This window comes from Chryseobacterium pennae, from assembly GCF_003385515.1.
Taxonomy (GTDB): domain Bacteria; phylum Bacteroidota; class Bacteroidia; order Flavobacteriales; family Weeksellaceae; genus Chryseobacterium; species Chryseobacterium pennae.
In genome coordinates this window covers 106807-124681 of the sequence record NZ_QNVT01000009.1, presented here as the reverse complement: position 1 = coordinate 124681, position 17875 = coordinate 106807, and the positions used below count along the sequence as shown (strand labels likewise).

Genomic DNA, 17875 nt, shown 5'->3' with positions numbered 1-17875 from the left:
ATATTTAATTACTAATATTAAAAAGCTGATTTATGGAAAAGGAATTACCGATCTATACAGATCCAGATTATGGGATACAGTTCATTATCGATGTTGATAAACTTGAATTCCGTCAAAAAGGCCAACAAGATAATCGATACACTTTAGAAGATATGATAGATTGTGGAGAAGAGGGATATTGTTTTCAACGTTACGATAAAGAAAGGAATGACTACATGTGGATTACGGTTCCACAATTTGTAAACCTAGCACCTGAAATGATGGCTGAAAAATATAATAAGGCTGTTGAAGAAATTCTGCTGTTGACGGACTTTGAACTTATGGTGGACCAGGATGCATTGACAAGGCGTATTAAATATGGTCAGATCCCAACCGTTGAAATAGGAGGGCATATTTTTTATGCTGAGGCACGGTTGGACTTATTGAGGCCCAAAGATGATTTTTCGACGCTGGGTATTAGCTTTGACGAGCTGGAGGACTGGTATGTTGATCACAGAAACGCCTATGCGTTTCCATATGATCCAAGGACACATCAAATAGCAAGTATTGAATGGGACAAACTTGTCGAATACCCAAAGGATCTTTTGTTTGTTGAAATTCCATTTGTTAAAACACTAGATCCTGTAGGATGGAATCGGAAATGGGGCTGGGGAGAAACCGAAGGATTAAAAGAAACAGGACTTCGACTTGAGTTTAAGGCTGAGACGATACCTTGGAACAAGACCGGAATTGACGAACTGATAGCTGAAAATAGATTGAAGCAGCCTATAAAGAATGCAAATAATGAAAAATTGAGTGCTCCAAAGAAGAATAAAGGAAGGAAGATATAACTCAATATTATTAACCGCCAAGATTTAAAACTTGGCGGTTTTTTTATGCCCAAAGGTTATTTCTATTAGGAAACCTTACGCCAATTTAGTCCTCAATATACCACTCTCCTCAATAGCCCTTCATTCCTGCTACACCTTTGTTTCCAAGCCCGTAGGTGCGGGGTATTACGAACTTAAAATGTAATGAAACATGAAAAATCGAAAATTTAAATTTCTGCTGGGAATTGGGCTATTGTTGTTCCTGAGCAATGAAGTTTTTGCAGAGGGAGATGGTATCGCTGGTATCGCAAAAGCAAGTCAAATGGTGACCTCCTACTTTGATCCGGCAACAAAGCTAATCTACGCTATCGGGGCTGTTGTAGGGCTGATCGGAGGGGTGAAAGTGTATAACAAATTTAGTAGTGGAGATCCTGATACTTCAAAAACTGCCGCTTCATGGTTTGGTGCATGTATTTTCCTGATCGTCGCTGCGACGATCTTAAGATCGTTTTTCCTGGATTAAACAATCAGAATTTTAGTTACAACAAGAAATAAGACTGGACTCAATTCAAGGTCTTCTTAACCTTTAAATCTAAACTAATGACTAAATGGAATATAAATAAAGGAATAGGACGAACAGTCGAGTTCAAAGGATTGAAAGCTCAATACTTATTTGTTTTTGCCGGGGGGCTACTCACAGTTCTGATCCTTGTGATGATTATGTATATGGTTGGAATCCATATGTACCTCTGCCTTGGTTTCGGTATCGGCGCAGTTTCACTAATTATCTGGAAAACTTTTGCATTGAATACAAAGTACGGGGAGCATGGACTGATGAAACTAGGGGCAAAAAGGATGCATCCAAAGTACATCATCGGCCGCAAGTCCATTAAATCATATTTAACCCGCAAAGCAAATGGATAGAATGGCAGAGAGAGAACTACCGGTACTAAAACTACATGGCCTTGCGGATGCAGACTTTTTTGTTGATGCATTAAACGATGTTCTTATAGACACAAAAAATGCTAGCAATCAGATCCATCTGCTTGATATGATGCTTTTTGAAGATCATTATGAATTCATCTATGACAAGAACCTAAGAAATGTAAAAGAGGACAACTGGGGGGGCTATGACAAAGACGATGACCGTTATGCAGCAATTTGGATTAGGCCGTTGGAAGTATATGATATTGTAGGCTCCAAGCTGTACCTAGAGCAACATCCATTACGCGTTGAAGGGCTTCAGGTCATTTCAATCAAAGGTATAGACTACTTCTGGGATGACACAACTGCACAATTCATGGAGTGTGAAAACCCATTCAACCGTATCCATAAAAGCGACACCCTCTATTCATTCAAAACCGGTGAACCGGGGTTTTACATTGATACAGATCGAAAGCTACCACTTTATCCGCACGAGCTAGCGGATACAATAAAAATGATGCGGGAACGAAAAGAAACTGAACTCCCCTCACATATTCATTTTGTCAGTCATCACGACCTTTCTAAACAGATCCATAAGCAGAAGATTGGTAAGTCACAATCAGTGACTAAAAAAAGAAATGGTCGCAAACTTTAAAATTTTTATTATGAGAAATATTTCAAAAACGGCCACACTGGAAAGCAGGTTTCCACTTTTGGCCGTAGAAAATAACTGTATCATCTCAAAGGAAGGAGATATTACGTTATGCTTCCAAATTTTTCTTCCCGAGCTCTTCACCGTAGGTGCTGATGTTTATGAATCTATACACTCTACCTGGAGCAAGGCTATTAAAACACTGCCTGATTTTAGCATCGTGCATAAGCAGGATTGGTACTTAAAAGAAGAATATCGACCCGATTTTGAAAATTCGGAACACAGTTTTTTGTCCCGTTCTTTTCAAATGCATTTTAATGAAAGGCCCTTTTTGAAGCATTATTGCTACCTGTTTTTAACAAAAACTACAAAGGATAAAATGCGTACGCAAAGCAACTTTAGTAGCCTCTGTAAGGGAAACTTAATTCCGAAAGAGGTCAGGGATAAAGAAGGCATGCGTCGTTTTGTAGAGAGTGTTGCCCAATTTCAGCGCATTATCAATGACAGCGGGTATATTAAAATGGATCAGATTGAAGAGTCAGCCATTATAGGTACTAAGGATGAAATCGGATTATTACAGCAGTATTTCACACTGTCCCGCGAAAAAGATGTGCCCTTGCAAGATCTGGCACTGGGAGCCGAAGAGGTACGGATTGGAAGTAAGCGAATGGTCTTACATACGCTTTCCGATACAGATGATCTTCCCGGTGCTGTTTCCGAATCGCAACGGTACGACAGACTATCGACCGATAAAAGTGACTGCATGTTATCGTTTGCTGCGCCGGTGGGATTGACGTTGAGTTGTAATCACATTTATAACCAGTATCTCTTCATCGACAATAGTGCTGATAATTTACGAAAGTTTGAAAAGTCTGCACGTAATATGCATTCCCTTGCTAGGTATAGCCGTGCGAACCAGGTTAACCGGGAATGGATAGAGAAATATTTAAATGAAGCGCATTCCTATGGATCACCATCTATTCGGGCGCATTTTAATGTTTTTGCCTGGTCAGAAGATCGCGAAGAGTTAAGGCGAATAAAGAACGATGTTGGAAGTGCTTTAGCACTGATGGAATGTAAACCGCGTCACAATACAGTCGATGCTGCAACGTTGTTCTGGGCTGGTATTCCGGGTAATGCAGGTGATTTTCCTGCCGAAGAATCGTTTTATACATTTATTGAACCTGCACTATGCTTCTTCACAGAAGAGACCAATTACCAGAATTCGTTAAGCCCATTTGGGATTAAGCTTGCTGATCGGTTAACCGGAAAACCGATCCACTTAGATATCTCTGACCTGCCTATGAAGCGGGGAATAATTACAAATAGAAATAAATTCATTTTAGGGCCTAGCGGGGGTTGGCGGGCTACCCTTAATTGAGTAGCCCGCCAACCCTTCATAAAAATGGAAGTGGAAAATCGTTCTTCACCAATCATATGGTGAGACAGTATTATGAGCAAGGTACTCATGTACTATTAGTAGACACGGGCAATTCGTACCAAGGTCTTTGTGAATTGATAAAAGGAAAAACAAAGGGACATGATGGCGTTTATTTCACGTATACCGAGGAAAACCCGATCTCGTTCAATCCCTTTTTTACGGAAGACAACGTGTTTGATATCGAAAAAAGAGAAAGTATCAAGACTTTGATCCTCACCTTATGGAAGCGTGATGACGAAGCTCCAAAACGAAGTGAGGAAGTTGCGCTGTCTAACGCGGTCTCGGGTTATATCGAGCGGATAAAAAACAGTACCGAGAATCCCTGCTTTAATGGGTTTTATGAATATGTCAAAGGTGATTATAAAAAAGTACTGCAGGATAAAGAAGTGCGTGAAAAGGATTTTGATCTCGCCAACTTTTTGAATGTGCTTGAACCTTACTACCGGGGTGGTGAATATGACTATTTACTGAATTCGGATAAAGAGCTTGATCTACTCAATAAACGTTTTATTGTGTTCGAAATTGATGCCATAAAGGATCATAAGATTCTTTTTCCGGTGGTCACGATAATCATTATGGAGGTGTTTATCAACAAAATGAGAAGGCTTAAAGGTATCCGAAAGATGATCCTCATCGAGGAAGCTTGGAAAGCCATAGCCAAAGAAGGTATGGCAGAATATTTAAAATATTTGTTTAAGACCGTTAGAAAGTTTTTTGGTGAGGCAGTCGTCGTAACGCAGGAGGTGGACGATATTATTCATTCTCCGATTGTACGTGAAAGTATCATCAATAATTCTGACTGTAAGATCTTGTTAGATCAACGGAAATATGCTAACAAATTCGATGATATTCAAAAAATGCTGGGTCTTACCGAACGAGAAAAGTCCCAGATTCTCTCTATCAATCAGGATAACGACCCGACGCGCCTGTACAAAGAAGTGTGGATTGGATTAGGCGGTACTCATTCCGCAGTGTATGCCACAGAAGTAAGCCAGCAGGAATATCTTGCTTATACAACTGAAGAATCCGAAAAGCTAGAAGTGATGACTCTTGCGCATGAAATGGGAGGCGATGTTGAGGGGGCGATCAAGAAAATATCCCTTCGAAAGATCAAGGGTCTATCGAAAGAAGACAATTAAACTATTTAATAACAATCCTAAAAATTTAGAAAATGAAAAATTTCATTATTACAGTGGTAATGGTGTTAACCGTTGCCATTACTCAAAAAGTGCAAGCACAATGGGTCGTAACTGACCCGACCAATCTGGCGTCTGGAATTTTAAATTCAGCAAATGAAATTGTGCAGACCTCCAACACGGTCTCGAACGTGGTGAAGAATTTTAACGAAGTTAAGAAAGTCTATGAGCAGGGAAAAGAATATTACGACAAGTTGAAGGCCGTCAACAATCTCATAAAAGATGCAAGAAAGGTCCAGCAGACTGTTTTGCTTGTGGGCGATGTAAGCTCAATGTACGTGAACAATTTTGGAAAAATGCTGAATGACAAAAATTTCTCTGCAGATGAACTAGTGGCCATCGGTAACGGTTATTCCGCACTATTAAATGAGAGTACCGAACTACTGAAAGATTTAAAGCAGATTGTCACTTCAAGTAGCTTATCATTGAATGACAAAGAACGAATGGAAATCATCGACCGTCTATACAAGGAGGTCAAAGAGTATCACAACCTTGTGCGCTACTATACGAGTAAAAATATTTCAGTCAGTATCCTTCGTGCTAAAAAGCAGAACAATACCAAAAGGGTTATGGAGCTGTATGGGACTGCGGGACAAAAGTATTGGTAATTCAAAAGAGAATCATGGAATTTAACAATCTACATGAGCTCCTCCGTGGGCTCTATGACGAGATGCTACCGATGTCCGCGACAATGGCAACAGTAGCTAAAGGAGTAGCAGGTTTGGGTGCATTATTTTACGTCGCATTAAAAGTATGGCAGGCGTTGAGCAGGGCAGAACCCATTGACGTTTTTCCATTATTAAGACCATTTGCGATCGGTTTGTGCATTATGTTTTTTCCGACCATCGTTTTGGGAACGATAAACGCGGTTTTAAGTCCAATTGTCCAAGGCACGCACAGCATGTTGGATAATCAGGTGCTAGACCTGAATAAATTACAGCAACAGAAAGACTTATTGGAAAAGGAAGCAACGCTTAGGAATCCAGAGACAGCCTATCTGGTTAATAATGAGGAATTCGACAAAAAGCTGGAAGATCTCGGCTGGGCACCAAACGACCTGGTTACCATGGCAGGGATGTACATGGATCGAACAGCGTACAATATGGAACAGGCCACGAAAAAATGGTTGCGGGAACTTCTGGAAATCCTCTTTCAAGCAGCAGCGCTGGTCGTTGATACGATACGTACATTCTTTTTAATCGTGCTGTCTATTTTAGGGCCAATTGCTTTCGCTATCAGTGTGTGGGAAGGTTTTCAGAGTACACTGAGCCAATGGCTGACACGATATATAAGTGTTTATCTCTGGCTTCCTGTTGCCGATATGTTCAGCGCAATGCTCGCGAAAATCCAGTCTTTGATTTTGGAGCGGGATATTGAAATGCTCAATGATCCAACGTTCATTCCCGACACCAGTAACACCGTGTATGTGATATTCATGATTATCGGGATTGTGGGTTACTTCACCATACCTACGGTTACGGGGTGGATTATCCAGGCAGGTGGTGCCGGCAACTTTACCAGAAATGTAAGCCAAATGGCTATGCGAAGTGGAAATGTTGCGGCTGCAGGTGCTGGAGCTGCCATCGGCGAAGTTGGCGGCCAGCTTATGAGTAATAACCAAGGTGGACAAAAATCGAAATAGCAATGGAGTTTAAAACTTTAAGAAATATTGAGAATAGCTTTAGACAGATCAGGCTCTACGCTATTGTTTTTGCGCTGCTTTGTATTGGCGTAACTGGTTTTTCAATCTGGAAGTCGTACGCGTTTGCGAATGAGCAAAGGGAAAAGATCTATGTATTGGATCAGGGTAAATCTTTAATGCTGGCATTATCACAGGATGCTGCCATTAATAGGCCGGTGCAGGCCAGGGAGCATGTGCGCCGATTCCACGAGCTGTTTTTTACACTAGCCCCTGATAAATCAGCTATTGAAAGCAATATGAAGCGCGCATTTGATCTGGCAGATAAAAGTGCGTACGACTACTACCACGATTTAGCGGAAAAGGGATACTATAATCGGATTATTAGCGGTAATGTGCAGCAGCGAATCGAAGTAGATAGTGTCATTTGCAATTTTAATAGCTACCCTTATGCCGTTACAACATTTGCAAAGCAATTTATAATTAGGTCCAGTAATCTGACGAGACGCAGTTTAGTTACTTCTTGTACGCTCTTGAACAGTGTGAAATCAGATAATAACCCACAAGGATTCCAGATTTTAAACTTTGGGGTATTGTCTAACAAGGACGAAGAAGTGATAGAACGTTAATTTTTGAAAATGAAACAAAACCTTGATTGGATGCTATGTTAGATTAACCGAAAGGGGGTCTTTTCTAAAAGTAAAAAATACTATGAAAAATTTTAGAAATACAATAGAAAACGAGTTAGAGAGACTCGACAATAAGTGGCAGGCACTGCCGCTGAAGACACAATGCAAGTATGTCATTATTCTCTTTGCCTTTTACCTCACAATGGGAATTGGTGTACTTGTTAAGGTGTGTTACGATCTGGGCAAAGAAGATCGGCATATTGAAACTGGCCATATAGAATCTCCATCCATCGGTGATGGGCTTTCAAGAGGGGATTCTATCCTGAATCACAATAAAAAATATAGTAATGGAAGAGAAAGAGAATAAACGCGTAAGTATTATCGTCGATGAAGAGACAGCAGCTGATAATTCCAGTTTAACCGATAATAAATCAAAAGCTGATAAGCTCAAGAAGCCGCTTATTTTTGGTCTTATGGGGATAGTTTTCATTGCATGTCTTTATCTGATATTCAAGCCGAAAAGTTCTGGTGATGAGCTGAAAGGTTCTGGATTAAAAAATGCTGTTCCTGAAGCTACGGATAAAGGTTTGCAGGCCGATAAACAAAAGGCGTATGAGAAAGAGATGCTGGAAGAAAAGGAAGCTGAAAAAAGAAGTTCATTGCAATCACTGGCTGATTATTGGAACAATGGTAGCGATAGTAGTGCTACAGCAGAGCTTCCGGGTCCATCTGTGAACGATTCAAGAACTGCAGGGCATTTTGGAAACCCAGCTTACCAAAATAATTCAATGATGAGCTATAGGAATGCGCAAAGTACGCTGAGTTCCTTTTACCAAGATGATGACAGGGAAAAATTAGAATTGCGTCGAAAAATTGATCAATTGGAAGAGAAGCTTTCTGTCAAAGATGTTCCGGCTGCCCCTACGTTGAACGATCAGCTGACGCTAATGGAAAAGTCATATCAGATGGCTTCAAAGTATCTTCCAAGTGGGACGCAGGCACCAAATACAGCTGTACCGACACCTCATAAAGATTCAGCAAATCATACAAATCTGACAGGTCAGCGCGAATCCGAAAAGATTGAAAGTATAAAAGGAGTCAGAAAAAGTATAGTAACTGCATTATATCGGGAACCGGATGATAGCAGTTTTCTTGCAGGTTTAGGAAGCGAAAGGAATCGAGCGTTTTTAACAGTGGGTGGTAGGGAGCAAATGGGCTTAGCAGGGAATAGTATCCGGGCTATCATTTTGGAAACAAAGACAGTTACGGGTGACGGTTCTGTTAAGCTTCGGTTACTGGAGAACGCAACGATTGCTGGATACAGCGTTCCGAAAGGGACGGAAATGGAAGCAGGTACAAAATTCCAAGGAAATAGGTTGCATTTAAAAGTTTCATCAGTTGAGATCCAGGGGAATATCCTGCCTGTTGACATCCTTGCTTATGATCTGAATGGACAACCTGGATTAGCGGTACCGAGATCGGACGAAATTAATGCTGCAGGAGAAATTGCCGCGAACATGAGCCAGAGCTCAGGAATGAATATTTCAATGTCCCGTTCAGCGGGACAGCAAGTTGTAGGAGACTTGACACGCGGTCTTGTACAGGGCGTATCGGGCTACTTTTCAAAAAAAATAAGGACAGTCAAAGTTACGCTCAAAGCTGGGCAGCAAGTCTTGCTGGTTACCAAAAAAAATAACTAATTAAAAATCGGAAAGATGAACATAATAAGGAATACAGTCGTAATAGCCCTTTTGATGGGACTAATTATAAAAACTTTTGGACAACAGCCCGATCTTGAAAAGGGGAGGGTCGAACCGTATAGGCTTGAGGTAACCTACAACAAGACAACTCATTTAATTTTTCCCGTTTCGATAAGATATGCAGACCTCGGATCAGAGCTGCTAAGTGCGGGAATAGCAGAAGATGCACAGAATGTTCTTCGTGTTAAAGCTGCAGTAAAAGATTTTAGTGAAGAAACGAATTTTAGTGTCATTACAGAGGATGGCAAGTTTTATAACTTCAATGTGATTTACAATGCAGATCCGATGACATTGAATTATGATCTCAAAAAAATGCAGCAGGATGGTGAGCGAAATGATGAAAAAAATGTCCAGTTTGAGGAACTGGGTTTCAATCCACCATCATTAACTGAAGCGGTATTGAAGACCATTTATCAGCAAGATAAGAGGTATATCAGACATGTTGGATCTAAATCTTACGGGATTCAATTTATTCTGAAAGGAATCTATGTCCACAATGGTAAATTTTATTTTCACACGGAGGTTAAAAATAAATCGAATGTGCCTTACCTAATTGATTATTGCACTTTCAAGATTGTGGATAAACAGGTTGGAAAGCGGACAGTTTCGCAGGAAAAGCAACTTACACCATTACGTGAGTATCCGATGATGGAGGTGGTTTCAGATGAATCATCAGCAGCAAATGTTGTGCTTGTTGATCAATTTACCATGACTGATGACCAGATTTTAAGGATTGCAGTTTATGAGAAGAACGGCGGTAGAAATCAGGTCTTGGAAATAGAAAACTCGGATCTGGTCAATGCAAAACCTGTTTCGGAAATGAAAATCAAGGTTAATCAGTAAATAATCTCTTATGAAGAAATACAGCATTGTTTTAATACTTATACTGATAAGTATTAAAGGATATTCGCAACGTATGGTGTACAAACAAAAAGCCTTAGAAGTAAGTGCAGGTATGTTGTCAAGTAAAGAGGTTGGATCGAATTACTATGTCAACTTAACATTAAATAGCTACGCCAGACGTGGAAACTACTGGATTTGGAGTGCAGAATTTCAGCGACGAACGACAGATTATAAACAGTGGAAGCTTCCTTTGGAAAATTACCTGGGTGAGGTTGGATATAGTGTGCAGTTGCTTTCAGATAAAAAGAAGTTCATCACACTTAATGGGGGATTGACAGGTATTGCAGGATATGAAGTCGTGAATAGGGGCGATAGCCTGTTGTCAGATGGTGCGCTGTTATTAAATAAAGGCGGTTTCATCTTCGGTACTGGAGGAAGATTATCTCTTGAGACTTATCTGTCGGATACTGTTGTTTTGCTTTTGCAGGGTCGTCTCAGAGTACTTTGGGGAACCGACTTGGAGCAATTCAGGCCGTCTTCAGGGATTGGATTGCGCATTAACTTTTAAAATAAAATGATATGAAAAATATAGTGCACATTAGTCAAATGTCATTTGGTACGATTGTACTGGGTTTAATGGCAATAGTAGGAATCTTGTTTTTATCAGGATGTGAAAAAGAAAGTTTGGATATTCAGGAGAATTTTCCTTTTGAGGTAAAGGTAATGCCAGTACCAAAAGATATAGCAATTGGTGAAACTGCAGAAATTAGAATAGCTATTATCTCTAATGGTGATTATGCTGAGAACACGTATTATTTACGTTATTTTCAGAATGACGGCCAAGGGATATTGCGGTATTTTGATCATAAACCTTATCTTCCAAATGATTTATATCCATTGGCGCAAAAGGAATTCAGACTTTACTATACCTCTGAATCTTTTGTGGCTCAAAATTTTGATGTCTGGATCGCTGACAGTTTTGGAAATGAAAAACAGCTTTCTTTCCAGTTTAACAATAAGAAGCTTGGTCCGATTATTATCGGTCCGGTAAGATAATTGTAAATTTATAATGTTTTATTAGCTTTGGGATTGGAAATCCCTACACTACCTGCAGGAATATATGAAGGACAGCCATGTGGCTGTCCTTTTATGTTAATTAATGATTGAAATAAGATAGAAGGTTTTATCTATAATATATTGATTATTATTTCTTTATTGGATTAAAAAATGTTAGATTTATAACTATAGACCGAAAATTACACTATACAGAAACTATTTATTTGTCAGCCTTCTCCTTTCCGGTCTTATTTTGATAATTAATTGGGCTTGAAATGAACTTTTATATCGTTTCACTATTGGACGCGATGGCAGAGCAAAATATTTCTATTTTTTGCAATTTGAATTTTGTGAAATCAGCAGTTTTCTTTTCTGATTTACAAGAGCTATCTATAAGGTTAAAGGCTGTGGCAGATTACTATTTCTACTTTTTAAAAAAGCTTGAAGTTCTTCCTGAGGAAGTGCTAAAAGAAGAGTATATAGGTCACTATGATAACTTATATATAAAGGGGCACCAGCCAACTGTCGCGCAAATTATGCATAAAATAAATCAAAAAAGACCATTTAACAATGATGTCCTGCCAATTCATCTGCGCTACACAGATCATGTAAATATGCATTTGGTGGTGGGGATAGCCCGCGCCGAAGATAGTAGAAACGGATATTTACATGCAATAGATCTGTGTCTGCCAAAGGACTTACTGAGGAATGTTCCTGCAAATGTGCTGTATATTAAGGATATATTGGATTCTTATTCTACTGACGCTAAGCTGACAGTTAAGGACTTCGTTGAAAGTAAAGGTTACAATTACAGTCATTTCCAGCGAGATTGTAAAATATGCCTTGGCGATGCCTTTTATAGTTTTAGGCTAAAAAAGAACATGATGGCCGCAGTAGGGGATATAGTTTTCACTGATTTGAGCCTTAAAGAAGTCGCATTCAAGAATAATTTTCTTGATTATGCGAATATGTACAAAGCATTTGATCGGCATAAACTTAGTCTTACCAGTATACCCCGATTAGCTAATTTGTAGGTTGATTTTTAATATTTGGTATACTTCTTTCATTTATTGGTATAAACTTGTTTGAAATTGGAATATAGTTCTGGATATTGTCTATATTTTATTTTCCTTTGTTAGCGAAATTTGTCATAATCAATGCTGCTGATTATGATAGTTGTAGAATATATAAGAAAACACTTCGTTCAAATTGTTAGTTATTTGCTAGCATTTCTTTTTATTTATGCGGCTTTCAGTAAGGCCATCGATTTTGAAGCTTTTCAAGTACAGCTTGCGCAGTCACCATTTTTAGGCGCCTTCACTGGGTTTGTTTCTTACGGTGTACTCATCGTCGAAGTGCTGGTAGCTATGCTGCTCCTTATTCCCAAAAGGAACAGGCAGGGTTTATTTGGATCAATAGGTCTAATGACTGCCTTTACCTTTTACATTCATCTCATATTGTTATTCAGTGATTTCATTCCATGTTCCTGTGGCGGTATTTTAGAAAAAATGGGATGGGGAGAGCATTTACTCTTCAATATTGTTTTTTTATTGCTTGCGATTATAGCGCTCTATGTTAGTGCGAAGGAGCATCATGTTGATACTAAGAAGGAGTTTAAATATGTAAGTTGGGTAATGTTGGGTAACATGCTCCTGGTCATTGCTATTTTTGGAACCTCCGAACATATTATGAGGACGCAAAATAGTTTTGTTAGACGTTTCTTGCAGTACCCTATAATAGAGGACGGTTCGTTAAAATTAGATAATGCAGATTATTATTTTGCTGGCGCAGACAGCGATCATATTTACTTGGGCAGCAGGAATCTTCCTCAACTTTTAACGACAGTTGATACGGGATTAGCAAAAACATATAAAATGAAGATTTTACCTGATAATCTTGACCACTCTTTTAAGAAGATTGAAGTGCAAGTAAAAAGTCCATTTTATTACTTCTACGACGGAACAGTACCTGTGATATACAGGGGTAAACTAGGTGATCCTAAAGCGCAAACAGTAAGTTTCGGCGACGCCTATTTTACGCAGTTGGCTGTTTTAGATTCAGGCAAATTTGCAATAAGGACTCAAAGTAGCCAAACCAAGGATCTTGTGCTAGCAAGCTTTGAACTTTTGGGAAAACCGAAAGTCAATTTTTACCCTACTGTTTTACAGAAGCAGGTAGATGGGTTTTTCGATGTAGACGGAAAATTGATCGGGGGAGGAGATGTGGGGAACCTCGTCTATACCTATTCCTATCGGAATCAATTTATTGTTCTAAATAAAAATTTGGAAGTTCTTAATAGGCTGAATACAATAGATACAACGACCATTGCAAAGATTAGCACTGCGAGTTTAAGTGACGGACAACATAAGTTGAGCAGCCCACCTCTACGTGTCAATAGTAAGTCGGCTGCGAATAAGAATTTTGTGTTTATCATTTCTGATTTAATGGGAAGGTATGAATCCAGAAAAGCATGGAAAAATGCTAAGGTGGTTGATATTTATCGAATGGATAGACAGGAGTATGTCGGAAGTTTTTACCTATACAATGATAATGGCAAGAGTGTTTCTGATATGCTTGTCACAGAAAAGTACCTCTACGTGATCATAGGCAATAAATTACAACGATTTTATTTCAGAAAACCGCTATATGACAAGAATATAACAGGGGAAGCCGAAAACCTGATCGTAAAGAGTAGGCAATAACTTTAATAGATGAATTATGAGAAAGATCTTAATTCCAGTTGCCATCTTATTGATGGGTGCGGGAGCAGCCTATGCAGGCAAGGCTGACAAAGCAGCAAAAGCAATCGTTGATGGTTATGTTTTTGATAACAACCAAAATCTATGTGTGAATACACATGAAGATTGTAGTACAGTGGCTAGTGATGAAGCATGTACATGGTCAGAGAATGCGTCCATTACGCTCCGTCAACAGCCTTCTTCAGGAACAATGTGTGGAAATCCACTTTTTAAAGTTCCGCAAAACTAAAAGTTGAAAGGATGCCAATTTTTTGGCATCCTTTTCAGTTTACAAAACTCTCATTTTTGCAGATTGGTTTTATTTGTTTATTTATCCATTCCACATTTGTTTTGCCTTTTAAAAAGTAATCCCACCATTCCTGAATTCGAATTTTTAGATCTTCGGCTTCCGGTGTACCATTGAACATTACATGACCAACATTAGGATAAAAAAGAGCGATAACATCTTTTTTATTTCGTTTAAGGGCTATATAGAATTCCTGTATCTGTTTTGGAGGTATATTTTGATCTTCTAATCCCGACCATAGTAATATTGGTGCGCTCACCTGTTCCGCGAAAAGCACAGGGGTGTTGGCGAGATAAACCTCTTTGTTTTCAGAAAAGGCCGGAAAATTATGCTGATTATTTTCTTTCCTTGCATAATCGGGAAAATGAAAATTATAATTGTAAGAGAAATACGACTCAATTAAATCGCTTATTCCTGCACTCGAAATATAGGTTGCAAATCTCTTTGATTGCGTGGCTATATAGTTGGTTTCATAACCACCAAATGAATGTCCTGTTAATCCGATATTATATTTGTCAATGTATTTTTTTTCTTTTATTGCGTCAAGTGCAAGATTAACGCAGTTTAAAGCCACTTCTCCTGACCCAATTGGTGTTGGGGAAATATCAGGTTCGTAGACAAAGTATCCTTTTTCTATCAAAGCTTTTTTATCATAGATAGGGCTTGACATTCCTGATACTAGGTATTCATTCGCTTGCATGTACTGCATCTGATAGATACGAACAATCATTGGATATGTCTTTGTTTCATCAAAGTCCATCGGGTAAAAGAGTGTTCCTTTTAGTTTGTTTCCAAATGGGTCGGTGAACGATATAATTTCCTGTCTAAGATTCTTTGTAATCTTATCATCTTTATTGGATGTGAAAATTATTCTTCCACTTCCATTGGATAATTTTGTGGCGATGATCTTTGGTGGTGTATTATAATTCTCCTCAATGCTAAAGGCATTTTTTAATTGTGTATCGATCAGGATTTCTTTTATTCTATCTGGGTTTGTTGAAAGAATTTTTCTGAGCGAATTTTTTTGTAATGCAAAAAATGTGGTTTTGTTGTCCTTATCTTTTGTACGGATTATAAGTGACTGAGCATCATCTATAAAGTTTGACTCAATAGGAATGTTAAAAAACGTGTATGCGCCACGGTTAGAAAATTTGCTCGTTTTCTCAAAGGAAGGATTATCAACAGGTAACTTAAATTGCTTTAATAAACTGTTTTTAATCGAATAACGCCAAACCTCAGCATTACCTTCGAAGAATATATACATATTGTCTGCGCTAAAAACAGGATTTTGGAGCAGTGCCCTCGAAATGATGTTATGATGGGTATTCATGTTTATATCTACAAGCGCCCATTGCTTCTCAGTTTTATCCTTTTCTGACAGTGCTAACAAATAATGTCCATCAGGGGAATATATTATCCGTGAAACTTTGCTGAATATTTGTCTGTATTTATTTTCTTGCAGGTCATATAAATAAACATCTATTAACCTTTGTTCGGTCTCATAATTGTGACAGCTTATAGGGTCAAATGCTAATAAGTAACGCTCGTTGTTGAATGAAGTATAAATTCGATTAGCATTTTTACTAGGAAGTTCAGTAACCGACCCGTCAGTTGGTCGCCAATATATAAATTTGAATTTTGTGGAAAAACCATCTTCCATTTGCTGTAGATTTCCATCATTTCCATACCATATCTGAGGCATTTTACGCATTGGTACTTTGGTTTTGAACTGTATCAAATAAGCTTTCTCATTTTTCACTTCTGTAAACTCGATTGATTCTGAATCTTGAAATTCGATATTCTTCAAAGGTTGAATATCGCCAGACCTAGTATTTATGAATATTGGTTTTAGTAAATCGTTGTCACGCTCGGTAATCATCAGCATTTTGGCGGATTTCGAAAGGTCTATCCGAGTTATTTCTTTAGCGGAACTGTATACGATTTTTGGAAATTCAGTACTTAAATCTAAAACTTCATTTTTGTCGTTCTTTGATGTTACAAAAAGCATCGTTTTAGCAGAATCTGTAAGAATATTTCCTTTCACATTTTTAATTTTTGCTAGAATCTTTCCAATGCTATTGTAGACCGTGAGCGTATTTTCTTGGTCAAGAATCAGATAGCGATCAAGTATTGGCAAATAATCTATCGTCTTTATCTTTTGATAATCGATTTGCTTTAAATTGAGTAGATCTATTAAAATAGCCTTTCCGTTTCCTGAAACAAGGAGTTTGTTATTTTTAATGAATAATTGCCTGTCAGTCATTTTCGCAAATTTTGCAATAGGAATTTCAGGCTTATTGGCGTCAAAAACCAATAGGGTATCCGTGTTTTTTGGGTGTTGTTGCTTTACTGTCATCCATCTTCCATCTTTAGATGTCAGTAAATTTCGTATTGTATAATTAACAGAATTATCTGCGTTTTTTTTGGGAGGTTCTGTTAATTGCTGGCATCCATAGAAAGTGGATGCCAGTATTAATAGTATTTTTACAAGCGTTTTCATTTAATAGCCTGAATTTTGTGGTTTTAAATTTGAATTTAGAAGCAGTTCCTTTTGCGGTAAAGGCCATTTTTGGTGGAAATTTTTCCAATTGGGTTTAGTTGGCACTAACGTATCTAATTTTTGGGCTTTTTTTAGATCAAAGAAACGATGTCCCATTTCAGTAAAAAATTCTCTTTTATTTTCCATTAGAATCTCATTCAAGATATTCTGTTGATTGATAGGCTGTGAAATTGGACTTAACGCAGCTCGCAGTCTGGTAGCATTTAAGTAAGGTAGAGCCTCATCAATTTTTCCCTGACTCGCAAGAGTTTCCGCCAACAAGAGAAGCACTTCTTCTAATCTGAATACCACGGAATATTCATCAGGATTATCAGTTTTGTTTTTATACTTTTCTACCCGGTACCAAGTTTGCCCGCTTGCAGAAACTGAGGCAATCCATTGTTGTCTACGTAAGTCAGTTGGTAAAAATGAATTAATTAAAGAGCTAGATAGCGCATAAGAAGGAGGAGCAGTATTTGAAAAGAAATAAAGTACGCTTTCTTTCGTTGCCTGACCTTGATTAAGGGGTTTAAGCTGCCAGAGCACACCACTATTGTTTTTCTTAAAAACCTTCGAGATATCAGGTTGAAATTGATAAAGAGAGCTTGAATTAATCTGTTTCAGAAGAATTTCAGCATCAGCGTATTTTTTCTCTAAAACCAATATTTTAGCTAATACCAACTGTGCAACTTTTCGATTGGGAATAATTCTCTCGGGACTTCTATATTGATCCGTAAGCAAAGAAACCGTAGTTGTCAGATCATTTTCAAGTTTATTAAGCATTTCTAACCCATTAGTTTTGGAAATGTTTTTATTGATCTGATAATCTGTTGATATTACGTAAGGGATATCACCAAATAGCTGATTAAGATAAAAGTATAGGACAGATCGAACAAGCAAAGCTTCTCCTTTTATCCTGTTTTTCTCCATTGTAGGTAATGAAGAAGATTTTTCCGAGCCCTCGATGATTGCATTTGCCTGATAAATTTTTTGGTAGGCATTCGTCCAATAGTTAGCAATGGAGCTGTTACTGTCAATTTGTTGATTTTGGAAAATTTCTGCCATTCCGGGATTGGAGTTTAGTGCAAAAAAGTCCATTTCATCCGTATAAATTGACAGGAGGCTCCCCGATTGGTCACCTGCCAACGGCGAATTATCCCATAAACCTGCGTAAAGTCCGGCTAAAGCAGAGTTCGCTGTACCGACGTCTTCAAAAACCTGCTGAGAACCGATTTGATTTTCGGGTAAATCTACTTCGATTAGTTTCTCACAGGAAACTAATAAATATTGCACGATTGCAAGAATTAGGATAATGATGATATGTTTTATTGTTTTCATTTCT

At 38.3% G+C, this 17875-nt stretch carries 17 protein-coding genes and 1 pseudogene; 16 read left to right on the top strand and 2 right to left on the bottom strand.

Annotated elements, in window-relative coordinates; genetic code table 11:
• The first annotated feature begins 32 nt into the window (after positions 1-32).
• The 16 genes and pseudogenes from DRF65_RS11465 (at position 33) to DRF65_RS11390 (ending at position 13937) form a co-directional block, all read left to right on the top strand.
• A complete protein-coding gene (locus tag DRF65_RS11465) occupies positions 33-830 on the top strand; it encodes a hypothetical protein (protein ID WP_115970894.1) in 798 nt (265 codons plus the stop codon).
• A gap of 190 nt (positions 831-1020) precedes the next feature.
• Positions 1021-1332, top strand: a complete 312-nt coding sequence (locus tag DRF65_RS11460; RefSeq protein WP_115970893.1) for a DUF4134 domain-containing protein — start codon at positions 1021-1023, stop codon at positions 1330-1332.
• 77 nt (positions 1333-1409) lie between these two features.
• On the top strand, positions 1410-1733 hold the full coding sequence (locus tag DRF65_RS11455) for a DUF4133 domain-containing protein (RefSeq protein ID WP_115970892.1): 324 nt from the start codon (positions 1410-1412) through the stop codon (positions 1731-1733).
• Position 1734: 1 nt separating this feature from the next.
• Positions 1735-2388: a hypothetical protein gene (locus DRF65_RS11450; RefSeq protein WP_123947329.1), complete on the top strand. Its 654-nt coding sequence runs from the start codon at positions 1735-1737 to the stop codon at positions 2386-2388.
• Between the two features lie 10 nt (positions 2389-2398).
• Positions 2399-4965 (top strand): annotated as a pseudogene (locus DRF65_RS11445) (TraG family conjugative transposon ATPase).
• A gap of 32 nt (positions 4966-4997) precedes the next feature.
• Positions 4998-5630 (top strand): DUF4141 domain-containing protein, encoded by a 633-nt coding sequence (locus DRF65_RS11440; RefSeq protein WP_115970890.1) that lies wholly within the window; start codon positions 4998-5000, stop codon positions 5628-5630.
• Positions 5631-5644: 14 nt separating this feature from the next.
• A complete protein-coding gene (gene traJ / locus DRF65_RS11435) occupies positions 5645-6664 on the top strand; it encodes a conjugative transposon protein TraJ (protein WP_115970889.1) in 1020 nt (339 codons plus the stop codon).
• 2 nt (positions 6665-6666) lie between these two features.
• On the top strand, positions 6667-7290 hold the full coding sequence (gene traK, locus DRF65_RS11430; RefSeq protein WP_115970888.1) for a conjugative transposon protein TraK: 624 nt from the start codon (positions 6667-6669) through the stop codon (positions 7288-7290).
• Between the two features lie 82 nt (positions 7291-7372).
• A complete protein-coding gene (locus DRF65_RS11425) occupies positions 7373-7657 on the top strand; it encodes a nitrogen regulatory IIA protein (RefSeq protein WP_115970887.1) in 285 nt (94 codons plus the stop codon).
• Positions 7638-8990, top strand: a complete 1353-nt coding sequence (traM, locus tag DRF65_RS11420) for a conjugative transposon protein TraM (protein WP_115970886.1) — start codon at positions 7638-7640, stop codon at positions 8988-8990. Before DRF65_RS11425 ends, traM begins: the two co-directional genes overlap by 20 nt.
• Before the next feature lie 15 nt (positions 8991-9005).
• On the top strand, positions 9006-9893 hold the full coding sequence (gene traN, locus DRF65_RS11415) for a conjugative transposon protein TraN (protein WP_115970885.1): 888 nt from the start codon (positions 9006-9008) through the stop codon (positions 9891-9893).
• A 10-nt stretch (positions 9894-9903) separates the two neighbouring features.
• Positions 9904-10461, top strand: a complete 558-nt coding sequence (locus DRF65_RS11410; RefSeq protein ID WP_115970884.1) for a conjugal transfer protein TraO — start codon at positions 9904-9906, stop codon at positions 10459-10461.
• Positions 10462-10472: 11 nt separating this feature from the next.
• Positions 10473-10949, top strand: coding sequence for a DUF3872 domain-containing protein (locus tag DRF65_RS11405; RefSeq protein ID WP_115970883.1), 477 nt, complete (start codon positions 10473-10475; stop codon positions 10947-10949).
• 275 nt (positions 10950-11224) lie between these two features.
• Positions 11225-11983 (top strand): helix-turn-helix domain-containing protein, encoded by a 759-nt coding sequence (locus tag DRF65_RS11400; protein ID WP_115970882.1) that lies wholly within the window; start codon positions 11225-11227, stop codon positions 11981-11983.
• A 135-nt stretch (positions 11984-12118) separates the two neighbouring features.
• A complete protein-coding gene (locus tag DRF65_RS11395) occupies positions 12119-13651 on the top strand; it encodes a DoxX family protein (RefSeq protein WP_115970960.1) in 1533 nt (510 codons plus the stop codon).
• A gap of 16 nt (positions 13652-13667) precedes the next feature.
• Positions 13668-13937 carry a hypothetical protein gene (locus DRF65_RS11390; RefSeq protein WP_123947327.1) on the top strand — a complete coding sequence of 90 codons (270 nt, stop codon included), beginning with the start codon at positions 13668-13670 and terminating at the stop codon, positions 13935-13937.
• A 34-nt stretch (positions 13938-13971) separates the two neighbouring features.
• Here DRF65_RS11390 and DRF65_RS11385 read toward each other — a convergent pair whose 3' ends face one another.
• Together DRF65_RS11385 and DRF65_RS11380 are read right to left on the bottom strand one after the other, a co-directional pair.
• On the bottom strand, positions 13972-16494 hold the full coding sequence (locus DRF65_RS11385; RefSeq protein ID WP_115970880.1) for a S9 family peptidase: 2523 nt from the start codon (positions 16492-16494) through the stop codon (positions 13972-13974).
• Positions 16495-17871 (bottom strand): RagB/SusD family nutrient uptake outer membrane protein, encoded by a 1377-nt coding sequence (locus DRF65_RS11380; protein WP_115970879.1) that lies wholly within the window; start codon positions 17869-17871, stop codon positions 16495-16497. It lies immediately after the preceding gene.
• Positions 17872-17875: the final 4 nt, after the last annotated feature.